At 44.3% G+C, this 18852-nt stretch carries 13 protein-coding genes; 5 read left to right on the forward strand and 8 right to left on the reverse strand.

All coding sequences use genetic code 11. From position 1 onward, the window contains the following. The first annotated feature begins 10 nt into the window (after nt 1-10). Nucleotides 11-1561 (forward strand): efflux RND transporter periplasmic adaptor subunit, encoded by a 1551-nt coding sequence (locus HUJ19_RS06695; RefSeq protein WP_290622938.1) that lies wholly within the window; start codon nt 11-13, stop codon nt 1559-1561. Then, nucleotides 1558-4686, forward strand: a complete 3129-nt coding sequence (locus tag HUJ19_RS06700) for a CusA/CzcA family heavy metal efflux RND transporter (RefSeq protein ID WP_290622939.1) — start codon at nt 1558-1560, stop codon at nt 4684-4686. The genes HUJ19_RS06695 and HUJ19_RS06700 overlap by 4 nt, the downstream gene beginning before the upstream one ends. Nucleotides 4687-4725: 39 nt before the next feature. Here HUJ19_RS06700 and metF read toward each other — a convergent pair whose 3' ends face one another. The 4 genes from metF to HUJ19_RS06720 are packed head-to-tail and all read right to left on the reverse strand — an operon-like array spanning nt 4726 to nt 10319. After that, entirely contained in the window at nt 4726-5649 is a 924-nt protein-coding gene (gene metF, locus HUJ19_RS06705; RefSeq protein ID WP_290622940.1) for a methylenetetrahydrofolate reductase, read from the reverse strand. Continuing rightward, entirely contained in the window at nt 5646-8132 is a 2487-nt protein-coding gene (gene metL, locus HUJ19_RS06710) for a bifunctional aspartate kinase/homoserine dehydrogenase II (protein WP_290622941.1), read from the reverse strand. The genes metF and metL overlap by 4 nt, the downstream gene beginning before the upstream one ends. Next, entirely contained in the window at nt 8125-9303 is a 1179-nt protein-coding gene (gene metB, locus HUJ19_RS06715) for a cystathionine gamma-synthase (protein ID WP_290622942.1), read from the reverse strand. The genes metL and metB overlap by 8 nt, the downstream gene beginning before the upstream one ends. Next, nucleotides 9300-10319, reverse strand: coding sequence for a homoserine O-succinyltransferase (locus HUJ19_RS06720; RefSeq protein ID WP_290622943.1), 1020 nt, complete (start codon nt 10317-10319; stop codon nt 9300-9302). The genes metB and HUJ19_RS06720 overlap by 4 nt, the downstream gene beginning before the upstream one ends. A 164-nt stretch (nt 10320-10483) precedes the next feature. Between HUJ19_RS06720 and metJ the strand changes: the two genes are divergently transcribed. Next, nucleotides 10484-10780: a met regulon transcriptional regulator MetJ gene (metJ, locus tag HUJ19_RS06725; protein WP_290622944.1), complete on the forward strand. Its 297-nt coding sequence runs from the start codon at nt 10484-10486 to the stop codon at nt 10778-10780. A 78-nt stretch (nt 10781-10858) separates the two neighbouring features. On the opposite strand, the gene cysK is transcribed toward metJ, so the two are convergent. After that, entirely contained in the window at nt 10859-11806 is a 948-nt protein-coding gene (gene cysK / locus HUJ19_RS06730; RefSeq protein ID WP_290622945.1) for a cysteine synthase A, read from the reverse strand. Between the two features lie 284 nt (nt 11807-12090). On the opposite strand from cysK, the gene HUJ19_RS06735 reads away from it, so the two are divergent. Continuing rightward, the gene (locus HUJ19_RS06735; RefSeq protein ID WP_290622946.1) at nt 12091-13095 is read left to right on the forward strand and encodes a LysR substrate-binding domain-containing protein; all 1005 of its coding nucleotides are present in this window, start codon (nt 12091-12093) and stop codon (nt 13093-13095) included. A gap of 58 nt (nt 13096-13153) precedes the next feature. Here the strand turns inward: HUJ19_RS06735 and HUJ19_RS06740 are convergent, their stop codons facing one another. Further along, nucleotides 13154-14089, reverse strand: a complete 936-nt coding sequence (locus HUJ19_RS06740; RefSeq protein WP_290622947.1) for a methyltransferase — start codon at nt 14087-14089, stop codon at nt 13154-13156. 20 nt (nt 14090-14109) lie between these two features. After that, a complete protein-coding gene (gene nadA / locus HUJ19_RS06745; protein ID WP_290622948.1) occupies nt 14110-15165 on the reverse strand; it encodes a quinolinate synthase NadA in 1056 nt (351 codons plus the stop codon). A gap of 148 nt (nt 15166-15313) precedes the next feature. Here nadA and HUJ19_RS06750 point away from each other — a divergent pair, with 148 nt between their 5' ends. Continuing rightward, the gene (locus HUJ19_RS06750) at nt 15314-17527 is read left to right on the forward strand and encodes a prolyl oligopeptidase family serine peptidase (protein WP_290622949.1); all 2214 of its coding nucleotides are present in this window, start codon (nt 15314-15316) and stop codon (nt 17525-17527) included. Here HUJ19_RS06750 and HUJ19_RS06755 read toward each other — a convergent pair. Then, nucleotides 17524-18849 (reverse strand): saccharopine dehydrogenase C-terminal domain-containing protein, encoded by a 1326-nt coding sequence (locus HUJ19_RS06755; RefSeq protein ID WP_290622950.1) that lies wholly within the window; start codon nt 18847-18849, stop codon nt 17524-17526. The genes HUJ19_RS06750 and HUJ19_RS06755 overlap by 4 nt on opposite strands. Nucleotides 18850-18852 lie beyond the last annotated feature (3 nt).

The raw sequence follows: 18852 nt of genomic DNA on the forward strand, positions 1-18852 counted from the left end.
AGGTGACATTATGAAGAATCCAACATTTATTAAAATCGCAGGCGCTGCATTAGTTGGTGCTATTGTAGGTGTTACTACTGTAAAGCTATGGCTGAGCGATACGGGTGAGGCTGGCGAAAAAGGCAAAGAACCACTCTATTGGGTTGCTCCAATGGACCCAAACTATAAACGCGACAAACCAGGAAAATCTCCGATGGGAATGGATCTTGTGCCTGTCTATGAAGAGGAGCAAGGAGCTGACTCTCCGGGAACAGTCAGCATTTCGCCTACCGTAGAAAACAACATTGCGGTACGTACCGACACCGTTAAATATGGCACCATTAATCAAGCCATAAAAACAGTTGGCTATGTCCAGTTTGACGAAGACCAGCTGATCCATATTCACCCACGAGTCGAAGGCTGGGTAGAACAATTACATGTTAAAGCCTCCGGTGAGCCAGTTATCAAAAATCAGCCTCTGTATGAGCTTTACTCTCCACAACTGGTCAACGCGCAGGAAGAATATCTGTTGGCACTAAAGCGCAACAGCCGTGAACTTATTCAGGCTGCGCGAAACCGTTTGAAGTCGCTACAGATCCCCGACACATTGATTGAAGAGTTAAACAAAAACCGTCAGGTTAAACAGACAGTAACTTTTTATGCACCTCAAAACGGTGTCATCGATCAATTGAGTATTCGTGAAGGCTTTTTTGTTCAACCGGGCACAACCATGATGTCCATTGGCACACTTGATCAGGTCTGGGTTGAAGCAGAAGTATTTGAAAGTCAGGCGGGACTGATCAGCAAAGGCTTACCAGTAACCATGACGCTCGATTATTTCAATGGTCAATCATGGCAGGGAAACGTGGACTATATTTATCCTTCATTGGACAGCACTAATCGTACGCTAAGAGTCCGCATCCGTTTCGACAATCCTGAACATAAATTAAAACCAAACATGTTTAGTCAGATTGTTATTCGCGCCAACTCAGAACAACGCAATCTATTGGTGCCTAAGGAAGCAGTGATCAGAACTGAAAAGCAGAATCGTGTAGTACTTGCGCTAGACGAAGGAAAGTTTAAGTCAGTGGAAGTTCAGCTGGGAAGAGTTGGTGATGAATTTATCGAAGTAACTGAAGGACTTAAGGAAAATGACAAGGTCGTAATTTCTGCCCAGTTCTTAATCGATTCCGAGTCGAGCAAAAGCTCTGACTTTAAGCGTATGAGTGCGGAGGATGAAACCGAATCGGCATGGGTCGAAGCAACCATTAATAGTGTTATGGCCCACCATAATATGTTGAATGTCAGTCATGGGCCGGTTGAACTTTGGAAGTGGCCAGCCATGACTATGGATCTTGATACTCATGACGATCTTGATTTGAGTAAACTCAAACAAGGGATGACAGTTCATATTGAGATCAGCAAATTTGATGACGGTAGCTTCTTGATTACACAAATCCATATTCCAGAACAAGCGGATAAGCAGCAGGAAGAAGAACCTGTAGATCATTCAAAAATGGATCATTCAAGTATGGATCATTCCAGTATGAACCACGGCTCAAGCCGGGAGGATGAGCAATGATCGCTGCTATTATCCGTTGGTCGATTCATAACCGGCTGTTTGTGTTATTGGCAACCCTGATTCTAATCGGAGCCGGAATTTATTCATTAAAGAAAACACCGGTTGATGCCATACCTGATTTATCCGATGTCCAGGTGATTATAAAAACCAGCTATCCCGGTCAGGCACCACAGGTTGTTGAAGACCAGGTAACCTACCCGCTTACTACAGCAATGTTATCTGTACCTGGCGCGCAAACCGTACGCGGCTTTTCATTTTTTGGCGACTCCTACGTCTATGTTATCTTTGATGAAGATACCGACCTCTACTGGGCGCGTTCAAGGGTATTGGAATATCTCAGTCAGGTGGCTCCGAGTTTGCCAGAAACGGCAAAGCCACAACTCGGGCCTGACGCAACTGGCGTCGGCTGGGTGTATCTTTATGCGTTAGTGGATGAAACCGGCCAGCATGATATCAGCCAGTTACGCAGTATTCAGGATTGGTTTTTAAAGTATGAACTACAGACGGTTGAAGGTGTTTCTGAGGTAGCCACCGTCGGTGGCATGGTTAAACAATATCAGGTCAAAGTTGATCCTGAAAAGTTGCGAGCCTATTCATTGCCACTGGATCTGATTCAACGCGCAATTCAACAAAGTAATCAGGAAGTTGGAGCCTCTGTTATCGAGATGGCAGAAGCCGAATATATGGTTCGTGCCAGTGGCTACCTGGAAAACCAGCAAGACATTGCTAATATTCCGCTTGGCGTTAACAGCCAGGGCACTCCCCTGCTGCTCCGTGATATTGCGGACATTTCTGTCGGTCCACAAATGCGACGCGGCATTGCTGAGCTCAACGGCCAAGGTGAAACAGTTGGCGGCATTATCGTTATGCGTTATGGCGAAAATGCACAGCAAACCATTAATGCTGTTAAGGATAAATTAGAACAGTTGCAATCCAGTCTTCCCGAAGGCGTTGAGCTGGTGACAGTCTATGATCGTAGTGGTTTAATCGAACGAGCCGTCGATAACCTGTGGCAAAAACTTGCTGAGGAGCTGCTGATTGTCGCCCTGGTCTGTATGCTATTCCTGTTTCATGTTCGCTCTTCACTGGTTGCTGTCATTAGTCTGCCGGTTGGTATTTTAGCAGCCTTCATCGTCATGCACTGGCAGGGGTTGAACGCTAATATTATGTCACTCGGTGGCATCGCCATTGCTATCGGCACCATGGTTGATGGTGCCATTGTGATGATTGAAAACATGCACAAGCATCTTGAACGAGCCAGAACTGAGGATGGGTCATTAACCAGTAAACAGCGTTGGGAAATTGTCAGTCGTTCGGCAACTGAAGTTGGACCTGCATTATTTTTCAGTTTGTTGATTATCACAGCTAGTTTTATACCGGTCTTCACACTGGAAGCGCAGGAAGGCCGTATGTTTTCTCCATTGGCATTTACCAAAACCTATGCCATGGCCGCATCTGCAGCATTAGCCATTACACTAATCCCGGTGCTTATGGGCTATTTTGTCCGCGGCAAAATCAAGCCTGAAGATAAAAACCCGATCAATAGAAGTTTGATAAAAATCTATAAGCCAGCACTCACCGGAATTTTGAAATATCCTAAGGCAACACTTACTGCAATGGGAGTATTGTTGCTGGTTGGCTTATGGCCAGCTACGAAAATTGGCAGTGAATTTATGCCTGAACTGGATGAAGGTGATCTCATGTATATGCCGACAACCTATCCGGGATTATCAATTGGCGAAGCACGCGAAATTTTGCAGCAGACCGATAAGTTGATCATGACAGTTCCTGAAGTAAAAACCGTGTTCGGAAAAATTGGGCGTGCCGATACGGCAACCGATCCGGCACCTCTAACAATGATTGAAACCTTCATTCAATTGAAACCAAAAAGTGAATGGCGCGAAGGTGTGACCACAAAATCAATCAAGCAACAATTGGAAAACTTAATACAGATTCCGGGCCTTTCCAACGCTTGGGTAATGCCGATTAAAACCCGAATCGACATGCTGGCAACAGGTATTAAAACTCCTGTCGGCATAAAAATTGCAGGACCAGATTTGGCAGTCATTGAAAACATCGGAAAGCAGCTGGAAGATATTTTGCAGAATGTGCCTGGAACTGCGTCCGTTTATTCTGAGCGCGTAGCCGGTGGTCGCTATCTGGATATTGATATTCGACGAGAACAGGCCGCGCGTTATGGCCTGAGCATCAAAACTATTCAGCAGGTAATCTCGACCGCAGTTGGCGGCATGAATATCACACAGACCATTGAAGGACTGGAGCGTTACCCAGTTAATCTTCGCTACCCACAGGAGTACCGTGACTCACCAGAACAACTGGCTTTACTGCCCATAGTCACTCCAACGGGACAACGAATAGCGCTGGGCGATGTGGCTGAAATTAAAATCCTCGATGGCCCCCCCGCGATCAAAAGTGAGAATGCCCGCATCAACGGCACAGTATTTGTGGATATCGAAAATGTCGACATTGGCCATTATGTTGCAGAGGCACAAAAAGCAGTTAATGATCAACTGGAGCTGCCCGCAGGCTATTCTCTGAACTGGGCGGGACAATATGAATACATGCTACGAGCGGAAGAAAAACTCAGTTATGTGTTACCTCTGACGGTGGCTATTATCATGATCCTGCTGTACTTGAGTTTCAGGAATTTAATAGAAGTCATCATCATCATGGGCACTTTACCACTGGCAATTGTTGGAAGCTTATGGCTAACCTACCTGATGGGCTTAAACTTCTCGGTAGCCGTCTGGGTTGGATTCATCGCATTGGCTGGCGTTGCGGTAGAAATAGGCGTCATTATGCTGGTCTATCTTAATCAGTCCTATAAAGAATTAACGGCAACTCATAGCTCGTTCAATAGAAACGATTTAAGGAAAGCCATTATCGAAGGAGCTTCATTAAGAGTACGCCCCATCATGATGACTGCAGCGTCCATTATTTTAGGCCTGCTCCCAATCATGCTAGGTGGCGGTACCGGCTCAGAACTAATGAGTGGTATTGCTACCCCAATGGTTGGCGGCATGTTAAGCGCTCTGTTATTAACACTGATCGTTTTGCCTTTGGTCTACTTTTTATGGCGCTCACATTCAATCAAACATCAATAGTGGCAAATTGCTGGTGCCTTCTCGAAGGCACCAGCAACCTTAGCTGGCGGCAGCAAAACAATCCCTTCGGCCAAGACTATGACAAATAGCATAGGTCAGATCGGCTCTATTTAAAGTATAGAAGTGAAAATTCTTAATACCCTCCTGGGCCAAAAGTTTGACCTGCTCTATTGCAATATGGGAAGCGATTAATTGGCGTGTAGTGGGGTCCTGATCGAGTCCCTGATACATTTTATGCATCCAGCCAGGAATCTCCACCTGAGTAAATCGAGCAAATTTAAGCAGCTGCAGAAAGTTAGTTACCGGCAAAATACCGGGAATTAAATCCACATCGATTTGCTGCTGAGCACACAGGTCCCGGAAGCGAAGAAATTTTTCCGTATTAAAGAAAAACTGTGTGATAGCGCGATTGGCGCCAGCATCAACTTTACGTTTGAGATTTTCCAGATCAGATTGAGCACTGCTGGCTTCAGGGTGAACCTCTGGGTAGGCAGCCACACTGATTTCAAAATCATAGAGACTTTTTAATTTATAAATCAAGTCGGTAGCATAACTAAAGTCGCTAGCGTTATTGGAGGCATCAGGTTTGTCACCGCGCAATGCAACAATATGCCGCACTCCAATTTCCCAATAACGATGCGCAATCTGTTCAATTTCAGATTCGCTGGCATCCACGCAAGTCAAATGTGGAACCGCACTTAGGCTTGTCTGCTCAATGATTTTCTCTATCACCTCATGTGTTCGCTCACGAGTACTGGCACCGGCACCATAAGTGACAGAAACAAATTCAGGCTGTAACGGCTCAAGCTTTTTGACGCTTTGCCAGAGTACCTGATTCATTTCATCACTCCGTGGCGGAAAAAATTCGAAGGAAATATTGACGTTGCCAGACATACTGGCTAATCCCTGATTAATCCTATCTAGCTCCTTGGCCTGTAGATACAATCGTTCTGCCCGACTCATGAGACGCTCCTTAGTAAATCACACAGGTCATTCAGCACCCCGGCGGCAGTGACTTCGCGTCCGGCGCCCGGCCCCTGTAAAATTAATGGATTGTCCTTGTACCACTCACTTCGAATGGCAAAAACATTATCGCATGGGTTGAGGTTGGCAAATGGATGAGATGGGTCAATGATTTCTAATTTCAGGCTTAGCTCCTGCTTAGTTAAGGTTGCAATATAACGTAACAGACCACCCTGCTCCTGCGCCTTGTTATAAAGCCTGCAATAATGCTCATTGATGGTATCGGCACTCTGCCAGAACTGCTCCAGACTGCCCTTTAACAATTCATCATCCAGCGCAGGTTCAAAGTTTTCTCTTGCCTGAGTAAAGCCAGCTTCTCTTGCCAGGATTCGGATTTTACGAATAACGTCATTGCCAGAAAGATCTTCTCTGGGATCCGGCTCAGTAAAGGCGTTGGCCTTGGCTTCAAATAATAGATCAGAAAAGTTTTGCTGCCCATTGTACTGACCAAATAACCAGGATAAAGATCCAGAAAATATTCCAGAAATACTCAATATGGTATCGCCAGCTTCTTTAAGTTTCTTAATGCTGGACTGAATAGGAATTCCTGCTCCAGCTGTGGTATTACGTAACCAGTGACGCTTTTTGCTCGACTGAATCTTTTCAATCTTGCTGGCTAACTGCTTATCAGATGCTGCGATTTTGTTAGCAGAAATAATATGCCAACCGTTGGTGGCAAACTTTGGATACAGGCGAGCAATCTTGTCACTGGCTGTCAGGTCAATAATGACCAGTTCTTTATGCGCATAAGGTTCTAACGCATTTATGATCTGATCATCATTGTTTTGGTGAAGGTCAGATAAGGTGTTTGAGCACTGAGATCCAACAACTGAATCCTGCTCATGAAGCAATTGAAACAAATCATCACGATCAATCAAGCATTGTTTTGACAAAATATATTGACGGCTGTTTGCCACCGCCAACAAAGATAGCGATTGTTTCAGACTGGACTCAATATCGGCCTTGTTATCTTTCAGTATTTTGACAAACTGCTTACCAATATTACCGTAACCAAGTACCACAATTGGAATCGATGGCTCCAGTTCAAAAAAAGTATCATGCAGAGCATGTAATAGAGTTATTGCCTGAATATCTTCTATCAGCACACTTAAAGTATGAGCATTAGAAGGATAATGAATTTCTTCTATTGGGTACCTCTCAAGATGCTCAATGAACTTGCTGATGATCTTCTGATTCTGACGAATACCTTGGCCAACAAGGCTTATCAGGGATAAATTGTTCTTCTCAACAATCGGATAAAATTGAGCGGCCTGAATGATGGATACACAGTTAAATCGATCCGCGTCTGCAACATAAAGTGTCAAGCGGTCCAGAGTGCGATCAAAGTTACTGGCATAACTGGCAATTTGATTCAGTAAAATTCGCTGCTGAATGGTTCGCGCACTAAGTTCATTAATATTGTGTATCACTATCCGGGTTAAGTCCTGCTTAATCGTGATCGTTTTAACTTGGCCCGAACTGGTTGGGTATTGAGTTATTTGTGTACCTTGTGAACCATCCAGCAAAGAACTTTTGATGCAGGCTTGAGTTTTGTAAGTCAGCAATGGAGTAACTGTTTTCTGGTGTAAAACATTGGCACCTAACTCTGAAATTGCCTGCGCCTCACACAGCGATAAATGCTCTACCTTTTTTGCATTCTTCACAATATTCGGGTCAGCCGAATAAATACCATCAACATCGGTCCAGATGGTCACAGATGTTGCTTTAACCAGTTGTGCGATAATAGTGGCACTATAGTCACTACCGTTACGCCCTAGAGTTATCAGCTTGCCATTTGTATCGCTGGCAATAAATCCGGTAAAGATAAAACGATGGGAGTTATACTTCGGGTCAGACAATAACGGCTGATAAAGACTGCTGAAACTGGCATCGGCGTATTGCTCGTCAAATTGCTGATATTCATGCAAGGAGGTTAGTTTCAGGTAATGGCTGGCATCAATTGCCTGCGCTGCACACTGCTCGCTATTCAGTAGCTCAGACAATAACTTGGCTGACCATTTTTCGCCATAGGCAAGAATGGTGTCATTTGCTGTAGGAGTTTGTTGGCATAACTCCTGAATCACCAAAAGATCCTGCTCGATTTGTTGCAAAAACTCTGCGGCATTAATAGCAGTGCCAACCACCAGTTGTTTGAAATACTCTATGATGTCTGTAGCGGTATTGTGCCTTCCGTTAATACAATTAAGCAGTTGATCAGTAATATCACCATTGGCGGACACCACAATGATATTCCCGGGGCTAGTCTGATTCATAATGATATTACTGACTTTTTTCAGTTGTTCTATGCTTGCCAGGCTCGAGCCACCGAACTTGTGCACAGCAACGCCAAGGCTCTTATAAGTTTTTGCGTGACTCGACTGCTCACGATAAGCAGTTACATTCGAATGGAGTTGATCAGCCATGTTGCTCACCCTGTATCACCTTAATTTGACATCGTTGAAAGGCACTTTCTAAATCTTTTATCAGATCGTCAGCCTCTTCAATTCCCACCGAAACACGCAGCAGATTGTTTTTAATCCCTGCATTAAATCTTGCTTCTTGATCCATTGCGGCATGGGTCATACTGGCAGGGTGACAAATCAGACTTTCGACGCCACCCAAGGATTCAGCCAATGAGAATAGCTCCAGACTGTTTACAAAAGTTCGCAGATTGGCATGGTCTAAATTAAGTTCAAATGACAACATTGCACCGAAGCCTTGCTGCTGTTTAGCGGCAACTGTATGGGTCGGGTGGCTTTCCAGACCAGGGTAATAGATATGTTCAACCAGCGGTTGCTGTTGCAGGTACTGGATAACCCTATGAGTATTTTCCTGATGCTGGCGTAAACGAATGGATAAGGTACGCAAGCCACGACTGGTGATAAAGCTATCAAATGGCGAACCAGTAATCCCAATGCAGTTTGCCCACCAGGCAAGTTTCTCAGACAACTCCTGTTCTCTGGCTATCACGGCACCGCCGACCACATCACTGTGTCCATTGATGTATTTTGTGGTTGAATGAATAACCACATCAGCACCGAGGTTCAGAGGTTGCTGCAACACTGGCGAAAGAAAAGTATTATCGACAACTTTTATCACGTCGGAACCTGCCAAATCGCAAATTTGTTGAATATCCACCACACGCAGCAGTGGATTACTCGGTGTTTCGATCCAAACCAGCTTTGGCTTCTTATTAAGCGCCTGTTGCAAACTTTCAGCACAACCCTGATCTACAAATAGAACCTCGAATAGCCCCTTTTGTGCAAGACTGTATAACAAGCGATAAGTGCCACCGTAGCAATCATGTGGCGCAATAATTAAATCGCCCTTATCAAGCAGATGAGTGACCAGATAAACTGCTGACATGCCGCTTGAAGTAATCACGGCCCCGTACCCATTTTCCAGTTGTGCAAGAGTATCTGCCAGTGTGTCTCGGGTAGGGTTACCGGAGCGGCTATAGTCATATTTTCTTGGCTGTTCAAGATCGGCAAAGGTGTAGTTGGAGGATAAATACAGCGGCGGTGTGACAGCGCCAAACTGCTGATCCGACTCAATGCCTGAGCGAACGGAAATGGTCTGATTGGTGTGTGTCATAGTGTATTCCTTAAGAATGGGGTAATACAGTTGGCCAACTGTTCTGCTTCAAGTAAAAAACCGTCGTGGCCGTAGTAAGAATGTATGATTTGGAATTGAGTGGTGCCGCGACATGACATTGCAGTTTCTTTCACCAGCTCAGCAGGCACTAACTCATCGCTATCAATACCAATAAACAGAGCCTCAGTAACAATTCCTTTTGGCTCAACTTTGTGTAAATCGATAGACTGTGAAAGCGAGCGGTATCGTTCTATATCGAATTTTGCGGCAAACTTTTCACCCTGATATTTCAGATAATCAACCAGCTCGTAGCTGAGTTTTTGCTGCTCAATTATCCTGTGGGATTTAAAACGATGCTCAAGTTCTTTCTGACTACGGTAACTAATAAAACCCAGTTGGCGAGCTATTGATACAGCTTGCTGAGTTTTGCCGGAGGCTATACCTAATTCGAGTACTTGCTGCTGAATCTGACGCTGTGCGATGGATTTCTGTGTGTTCATATGCGCGGCAGCTATACAGATGAGCTTATTAAGCTTCTGTGGAAACAGGTGAGCAAAGGCAAGTGCCACCATACCACCGTAAGAACTCCCAATAATGGCTTCGGCCCGATTAATGTTTAGCTGTTCTAATAACTCATTAATGATCTTGGCCTGATCAAAAGTGGAAATTAGATTGGGATACTGGTGATGATGATTGGCAATATAATCAATGCCAATGATTTGAAATTGTTCAGGGTTAAGAGGTTTTTGCTCACCAAACAGTTCAGCCCACCATTCATGCAGGTTTCGTGAAGATGAAATACCACCAAGGACAATCAACGCTGGCTTGTGAATAGAGCCATAACGGTTGTAGTAAAGCTCAACCGAATTAAGTTTGCCGCCATGCAATAAAGCAAAATCCTGCAAATGAATAGTTCCCGTGTCGATAAAGCCGATACTTTTCTCTGGCTTACGACACAAAGGCTGCCATTTATCTACAGTCTTGTCGTAGTCTTGTTCAATTGCCTGATTGGTCATCTTGTTACCCGTATCTATTGCAACTCTCTTGACAGAGTTTATTTCGACAAAGACGTTTAGACGTCTAAATGGCCAATATATATTTTAAGCAGATTAAAAGTCAAGATGTTTAGAAGGCTGAAAAAAATGTATAATAACCGCATCGAATAAGACACGAGGTTTATATGGCTAAAGATTGGGATGGAAACTTTATCAATCCATACGTTGAGCATGGCGAGAAAAAAGACAAAGTTAAGAAAATTACGGTATCAATTCCTTTTTCGATTCTTAAAATTCTAACTGATGAAAGAACTAGAAGGCAGGTAAACAACCTACGCCATGCCACCAATAGCGAACTGTTATGCGAGGCATTTTTACACGCGTATACTGGCCAACCATTACCAACCGATGACGATTTAAGAAAAGATCGTGACGACTATGTTTTAGATATGGAAGCCAAAGGCAAGAAAGTTAAAAGCTAAAATCATTAGCCAGTTAAGAAAAAGCAGGAGTCAGACTCCTGCTTTTTTATTAAGTATAAGTTTTATTGAGCATAGGCATTAATCAAACACTTCATCATCACTGCCTTCGTTAACTCCTTCGAACAGGAAAGTACTCATGTAGCGTTCGCCAGTATCTGGGAGCATTGCCAGTATAGCCGCCCCCTCGTCCGCATCTTTAGCAACTTCTAAAGCGGCAGCAAAAGTTGCACCGGCAGAAATACCGCAAAAGATCCCCTCTTTTTGTGCTAAGGCTAATGCTGTGTCACGAGCTAGCTCATCATCAATTGGAATAATCCGATCATAGATTTTCTGATTCATAACATCGGCAATAAAATCCGGAGTCCAGCCTTGGATTTTATGAGGTTGCCATTCCTTGCCAGCCAGCAATGAAGCCCCAGCTGGTTCTGTAGCAATGATTTTTGTTTCTGGACGAGCGACTTTAAGAACCTCCCCTACACCAGTTATGGTTCCACCCGTTCCATAACCACTTACAAAATAGTCCAGTCGCTGACCGGCAAAATCTTTTAAGATTTCTGGAGCTGTGGTATTGCGGTGGTAAGCAGGATTAGCTTCATTTTCGAACTGACGAGCAAGAAACCAGCCATTCTTTTCAGACAGCTCTTTTGCCACCCGTACCATACCGGTGCCTCGCTCTGCTGCTGGCGTTAAAACCACTTTTGCACCAAGCGCACGCATGATCTTACGTCGCTCAACAGAGAAGGTTTCAGTCATCACCGCCACAAATGGATAACCTTTAGCAGCACACACCATGGCTAACGCAATGCCAGTGTTACCCGAAGTGGCTTCAACCACGGTTTGTCCCGGCTTGAGCAAACCCCGTTGTTCTGCATCATTGATAATGGCAAATGCCAACCTGTCTTTTACCGAAGCTAATGGATTAAAAAATTCAGCTTTGACATACATGGTGACATGGTCAGGAGCCAGGCGATTAATTTTAATCACTGGCGTGTTGCCAATGGTTCCCAATATAGAGTTATGAATCATTTGTAAAACCCCTAATTAATAACCTTTGGTTATTTATCTAAATAAAAACCGCAGATTAACCGATTCTCATAAGAAAAGACTTTATTTCTTAGATACAAAAAGATGCTGTAAATCTAAGTGTAATAAGGATTGGAAGCTAATTGTTTTTCATTATCCATTAATAACTGAAAGTTATAAAGAAGCAAAAAACATTTGCACAATATATCTCAAAGATATATAAGATGTTGCTTTTGCGCATAAAGCATGTTAACTTCTTCAGCCATTTAACCATTTAGACGTCCAAAATGAAACTGCAACAGTTAAAATATTTGATCGCAATTGCTGATAACAATCTGAGTATCACAACTGCCGCACAGAAAATATTCACCTCTCAGCCGGGAATTAGCAAACAGCTACGCCTGCTAGAAGATGAGCTACAAACCAAAATCTTCGAACGTAATGGCAAGCAACTGGTCGGCATAACCCATGTTGGCAAGGAAATTCTTGCTCGAGCTCGCAAAGTCCTGCAGGAAGTGAACAATATTAAGCGCCTTTCCAGCGAGATTAGTCAGGAAGACTCTGGTTGCTTTTCTATTGGCACAACTCAAACACAGGCTCAATATGTGCTACCTCGTACATTTTCCTCCTTTCACAAGGAATACCCCAATTTAAAAATTGATTTACACCAGGGCACAACCGAGCAGATTATTGAGCAACTGAAAAAACAAGAAATCGATTTTGTCATCGCCTCAGGTACCGTGGAGCTGGGTCCGGACATTGTTCAGATCCCCTGCTATCAATGGGATAGAACCTTATTGTTCCCTCAGGATCATGACCTTGGGGACTTGAGAAAGATCTCGTTAGAAGATCTGGTCAAATATCCATTGGTTACCTATAACTTCAGCGATAAAAGCTCATCAAGTCTGTTGCGGGCGTGTCACAAAGAAAATCTTCAGCCTAACATTGTATTCACCGCGCGAGATGCTGACATTATTAAAACCTATGTCAGGAAAGGTTTCGGAGTGGGTATCATTGCCAGCATGGCTTATGACTCTGAGGCCGATAAAGATTTGATCAGTTATTCAACCAGAGACATGCTGCCTAAATGCACGACATGGCTTGCTTTCAATAAGAATCTGTTTTTGAAGCAGTATATGAAGGACTTTATCGAACTGTTTGCACCGCATATTTCACAGAAAGAGCTGGTACGTTACCTTTACAGCGAACATACCTCTTCCTCAGAACTATTGCACCATGCAAAAACTCAGGGAAATAAAGTAACAGAGCTTAGAAGAGTAGCTTCAGCATAACACTGCACGCTCAGGTGCAGTGTTATCACTGAATTGAAGCTTATTGGCTAAGAGTTGTTTATTCCGTTGCCGGTTTAACAAACTTTAACGTCATACGATCACTTTCACCGATTTCGAGATATTGCTCTTTGTTTTCTTCACCAAGTCGCAGGCTTGGCGGCAAAGTCCAGACGCCTTTAGGGTGATCGGTAGTATCTTTAGGGTTAGCATTAATCTGCGAACGTTCCAGCAGCTTAAAACCAGCCTCTTCTGCCAGATCAATCACAAACTTTTCATGCATATAGCCCGAGCTGGCATTTTCATCCTGCTTCAAACCCGTTGCCAGACGGTGTTCAACCACACCAAGAGTACCCCCCGGTTTAACCGCATCATACATCAACTTGAATGCGTTAAGCGCATCTTCACGACCACCGCGCATCCAGTTATGAACATTACGGAAAGTTACAACCGCGTCAGCACTGTTAGCAGGTGCAATGGGCGTATCTGAAGTGGCATCAAAAACGGTTAATTCAACATTGGAATATAAATCCGGATTAGCTTCCAACTTTTCCTGAAAGCCTTTCAAACTGTTGCGGTAATATTCCACTTCCGAATTTGGATCAAAATGAGCGGCATACAATTTGCCGTCTTTACCGAGCCAAGGTGCTAAAATCTCGGTATACCAACCGCCGCCAGGAGAAACCTCAACCACGGTCATTCCTGGTCGAATGCCAAAGAACTTTAAGGTTTCAGCTGGATTACGATACTTGTTACGGGCTTTATTTTGCTCGCTACGGTGGTCACCCTCAATAATTGAGACTAGTTTGGAACCAGTAGTTTCTCGCGCTTGTTGCGCTACTTGCTCAGCTTGAGCCTGGCTCGCGGTATCCTCGGTAGTTTCGACTGCAACTAGTTGACTCGGCTTGGACTCAGCCTGATCATTTTGCTCGCTACAGGCACCGATGCCCAATCCTGCAATAACGGCTAAAGTCAGTAACTTGATTGTTGGTTTCATGAACTCCCCTTTGGTCTTAGTTAAATATTACTTTTAACGCTAGTTTGTATATCGTTAGCAAAATTTACCATTTTCTGTAGGGGGATCAACGCTTTTTCGGCTAAATCGTGATCAACGAAGACTTCATTGTCGTCACGCTCAAATACCTGCGACAGCAATTGCAGGACATTCATCTTCATCCAGGGGCAATGTGCACAGCTACGACAGGTAGCTCCCTCGCCGGCTGTTGGAGCAATAATTAGCTCTTTCTCCGGGGCTGCCTGTTGCATCTTGTAGAAAATACCCTTGTCGGTTGCAACAATTACCTGCTTCTGCGGAAGCTCTTTGGCAGCCTTGATTAATTGCGAGGTTGAGCCCACAAAGTCAGCCAAATCGACAATCTTTTGTGGCGATTCGGGGTGAACCAGCACGGCTGCTTCAGGGTACAAGGCCATCGTTTGTTCTAGTGCCTTGTATTTAAATTCATCATGTACAATACAGGCACCCTGCCATAACAGCATATCGGCCCCTGTTTTTTGCTGGATATAGCGCCCAAGATGCTTATCAGGCCCCCAGATAATTTTTTTGCCCTGCTCAGCCAGATACTCAAGCACATCTACCGCGATACTGGATGTTACAACCCAGTTGGCACGTGCTTTTACAGCAGCTGATGTATTGGCATAAACCACTACTTCACGATCTGGATGCTGATCGCAGAACTCACTGAATGGTTCAATTGGACAGCCCAGGTCCAGCGAACAGGTTGCCTCAAGAGTTGGCATCAACACTCGCTTTTCAGGGCTTAGAATCTTGGCCGTTTCACCCATAAACTTCACACCTGCAATAATCAGGGTATCGGCCGGGTGACGCGCTCCAAATTTGGCCATTTCAAGAGAATCGCCAACAAAGCCTCCAGTTTCCTCGGCCAGAGCCTGAATTTCAGGATCCGTATAATAATGAGCAATCAAAACCGCATTATGCTGCTTGAGTAACTCTATGACTAGCTTGCGATGATGTTCTTTTTCATCAACAGACAGTTCAACAGGAGGCTTGGGGAATGGAACATCAATTTCGATGGGCGCTACAATATGATTCATCGCCATATACAGGTATTGCAAAGTGGTTCGATCATTATATAACAGTTAGCAACTAACTGATAAATCTTTTCTGGCTATTTGGTTTTGCATTAAAATTCCCTATTGGTACAATCAATTCAATTTCCTACAAGCCCCTTGCAAGGACTCTATGCTTTTCCACGCAACTATTAAGAATACCTATCAACCGCTAATTAAGCGTGCTAAAGCTGTTCTACTGCTACCCATCGTTGCTGGAACCCTGTTACTGAGCGCCTGCTCAGATGAAGAGACTGCGCAGCAGCCTCCTGTAGCCAAGGTGTCTTTGCCTAAAAATCCCACTCAGGATTACGACTACCTTCTTAATGGTGTGCAAATTGATGATAATTATATGTGGCTTGAACAAAAGACACCGCAGCGCACCAACTGGATTGAACAACAAAGGGAGCTTAGCGAACAGTATTTTTCAAGGCTGGATCAATCAATTGACGATGCCAAGCAAGGCGAAACACTTTTTAATCGGCGGCTTCCTCAGCAGTTACTCGATCGCTATTTCTATATCAAAGAGAACCTCTCTAACCAACAAAATTCCATTGCAGTGTTTGACACTATCAAGGAGGTTGAAACAGACCTTGGGGCGATCCCTGATGGTCTTAAAGCGGTCTCAACTTCGTTATCACCACAAGGTAGATTTCTGGCCATACAAACTCAGAACAGGCAGCAGCAATTCCGCTGGTTATTGTTTGATCTGGCTAGTCGACAATTTAACAGCTATCGACTCCCACTAACAAAAATCAAAACTGACTTTAACTGGCTAGCAGGATACAACCGGTTTATCTATCAAACCGATCATCAGGTGTATTATCAGAATCTCGGACAAGGCCCCGAATTTAGTCGACTGCTGTTCGATTTCAGCGAGCAACTTGAAGACACTGAGCAATGGCACATAAATGCCAAGCTGACAACCGATACCCGCTACTTGTTGATCACAGCAAAACATCTTGTCGATACTTCCGATATGATATGGGTTATCCCCATGGACGAATCGGGGCAACTGGGTAAAGCCGTTAATATTGCAAAAAACACTCGCGCCAATCTTAACTTTGTTGGCAATATTAATGATACTTTTTATTTTCACACCAATCTGGTTGCGCCCCGCTGGCGAATCATTTCGATCAATCTAAAGCAACCTTCGCGTCGCGACTGGAAAGAAGTTATTGGTCAACAAAATGAACTGTTGCTTGATGCTCAGTTAATAGACAATCGCTGGCTGCTACAGTACCTGGACAACACTCAACAGAAACTTTACCTTTCTCAGCTGAACGGCTCGTCCAAGCAATCGATCAAGGTCAGTGCAAACAGTCATGTGGAACTGCAGCCGGCCCATTATATGCTTAATGGTCAGTTAAGTAGTCTGGTCACAGTAAACAGCTTTTTGCACCCATCCAGTATCTTTTCCCTGTCACTTGATGATAGACAATTAGTGGCAGAGCCATTGCCCTTAACTCAGCTTGACGATATTAAAGTTGAAACGGTTTTTTATCGTTCTGCAGATGGAAGTCGCATCCCATTGACCATCGCCCACCAGGAGCGCCTGTCCAGGAATGGTAACAATCCAGCTCTCATTATCACCAACCAGGGGTTTGGCCATATCCAGATGCCCTACTACCATCCTATATTTAACGACTGGCTTGAGCGCGGCGGCATTATAGCTATTGCTCACATTCGAGGTGGTGGCGTTTATGGCGAGAGCTGGCGACAATCGGTTGCTGGTCAAAAGCATGCGCGCGCCGTTGAAGACATCATTGCGGCCGTTGACTGGCTGGCGAACAATAATTACTCAAACCGAAAGCAGACCGCAGCCTTTGGTGAAGGTTTTGCTGGTAGCTTAATCATGGAGGCTGCCATTCATGCGCCGCAAAACTTTAGAGCATTGGCACTCAATAATATTGAAGCAAACTATCTGAGCTTTCTTGAGTCCGAGAACCCATTTTGGATGAAAGAATTCATGCTTAAAAATGATCAGGCCTCAACAGAATGGTTTTTAGCAGTCAGCCCTTACCATCGACTAACCGTCAAAAATTACCCAGCCGTATTAATCATTGATGATAATAATGAACCAGAAGTCAGTAATTATAAAACTTTGGCAAAGTGGCAAAATATGCAGTTATCACAAAGGCCCGTGTTACTGTTGAACAAAGAAATGATTGAAGACATTACGGATGAGACAAACTTTAGTCTCATCACTCAGGAAGCGGTTAAGCAGTTCCTGAGTAATGAATTAAGAGCGTCAGCACAGGAGCAGGAAGAAAAGCCGGCTCCTGATGAGAGTCCTGATCAAGAGCAGGCAGACACTCAGGAAGCAAGCAATAGCGAGCTTAATTAATAATCAAGCTCACTTAAAAAGTTATCGTCAGCTGCTCTGATCTGCACTTCGCAAACAATCCCCTCTTTCTCAAGTAACTCAAGAATAGGATTGTAAATATCCTTGGTCATAGGTAGTACCAGTCCTTTACGAGCAATCTTGCCATCCGCGATCAATTGACACGCAATGGCTGCTGGATAGCCAACCGTTTTGGACATTGCAGAATAACCACCGTCCTGACCAAACTCCTGCAAGGTTGAAGCGATGTGGTAACGGCTACCATCTGCTTTTTCAATTTCAAACTTATGCTGAAGCAGAACCATATCAACCTGCCCCTTTTGATAACCGAGCTTCTGAATTAACAGATTGCAGAAGGCATCAATAGGGCCAGCAAATTCGCCGACTTGCTGCTCAGAGAAACAACCCAGCCACTCCAACCCTTGCCATGCACTATCAGATAACTGCGCTTTAAGAGCCTCAAGGCTATCCGCACCATTCAGTTGTACAATATAGTCTTTCCAAATCATGTCCTGCATTGACACATCGGAATCCGCATCAAGCAAATTCAAATCCTTGGCTGCCTGGATAATTTCACAGAAGCCTGAATAACGGAAAGTTCCTCGAATGATGTTCTGCGCTTCAGGAATACCATAAATTTCCTGATAGCCGGTTGAATCACGGTTCGGATAACCCTCAAGATCCAGGTCGTTAGCCTGCAACGGTTTGGCCCACTTCAGAAGCTCTTTAGCAACGACACGTTCAACTTTACCGTGGTGCAAAAATAAAGCGTCATTAAGTAGTGCCAATAAAACCCCTTTGGGGGCCCAGGAAAACTTATAACCAAGCGGGTTATCATTATCCTTTGGTGAAGGAAGACCACCACACCAGGATACAAAGCTGATCACTTTCTCATTATTGGCATGAGCCTGGTCGATAATCTTCATGGCACTAAGATGGTCAATGCCGGGATCGAGACCAATTTCGTTGAGGATAGTAACGCCCGCATCCAGTGCTTGCTGTTTTAACTCGCGCATCGCAGGTGATTCATAACTTGCCGTTACCATATTCTTTTTTTGCGCTATTGCGGCTTTAGCAATGACCGGATGCAAGGTGGCCGGAACCAGACTGACAACCATGTCGTGCTCAGCAATCACAGGTTCGATTTGGGTCTGGTCGGTAACGTCTGCCTGTAACGCTTTAACGCCGGGAAATTTATTCGCCAACGCCTGAGCTTCATCATATATATGACTGACTACTGTCACCGAGTTGTCCGAGCGACGCAGCAAATATTCAACTAAAGGTTCGGCAACAAACCCAGCGCCGAAAACTAAAAACTTTGCCATGCT

Origin of the sequence: Kangiella sp. (genome assembly GCF_014762745.1) — a bacterium.
In the GTDB taxonomy this organism is placed as follows: domain Bacteria; phylum Pseudomonadota; class Gammaproteobacteria; order Enterobacterales; family Kangiellaceae; genus Kangiella.

Bases quoted from the DNA above. Each gene is read 5' to 3' on its own strand.
- metL (WP_290622941.1), bottom strand. From the start codon at position 8,132: ATGGCTGATCAACTCCATTCGAATGTAACTGCTTATCGTGAGCAGTCG.
- HUJ19_RS06720 (WP_290622943.1), bottom strand. From the start codon at position 10,319: ATGACCAATCAGGCAATTGAACAAGACTACGACAAGACTGTAGATAAA.
- HUJ19_RS06740 (WP_290622947.1), bottom strand. From the start codon at position 14,089: ATGAAACCAACAATCAAGTTACTGACTTTAGCCGTTATTGCAGGATTG.
- metB (WP_290622942.1), bottom strand. From the start codon at position 9,303: ATGACACACACCAATCAGACCATTTCCGTTCGCTCAGGCATTGAGTCG.
- metF (WP_290622940.1), bottom strand. From the start codon at position 5,649: ATGAGTCGGGCAGAACGATTGTATCTACAGGCCAAGGAGCTAGATAGG.
- HUJ19_RS06755 (WP_290622950.1), bottom strand. From the start codon at position 18,849: ATGGCAAAGTTTTTAGTTTTCGGCGCTGGGTTTGTTGCCGAACCTTTA.
- HUJ19_RS06695 (WP_290622938.1), top strand. From the start codon at position 11: ATGAAGAATCCAACATTTATTAAAATCGCAGGCGCTGCATTAGTTGGT.
- HUJ19_RS06735 (WP_290622946.1), top strand. From the start codon at position 12,091: ATGAAACTGCAACAGTTAAAATATTTGATCGCAATTGCTGATAACAAT.
- metJ (WP_290622944.1), top strand. From the start codon at position 10,484: ATGGCTAAAGATTGGGATGGAAACTTTATCAATCCATACGTTGAGCAT.
- HUJ19_RS06750 (WP_290622949.1), top strand. From the start codon at position 15,314: ATGCTTTTCCACGCAACTATTAAGAATACCTATCAACCGCTAATTAAG.
- cysK (WP_290622945.1), bottom strand. From the start codon at position 11,806: ATGATTCATAACTCTATATTGGGAACCATTGGCAACACGCCAGTGATT.
- HUJ19_RS06700 (WP_290622939.1), top strand. From the start codon at position 1,558: ATGATCGCTGCTATTATCCGTTGGTCGATTCATAACCGGCTGTTTGTG.
- nadA (WP_290622948.1), bottom strand. From the start codon at position 15,165: ATGAATCATATTGTAGCGCCCATCGAAATTGATGTTCCATTCCCCAAG.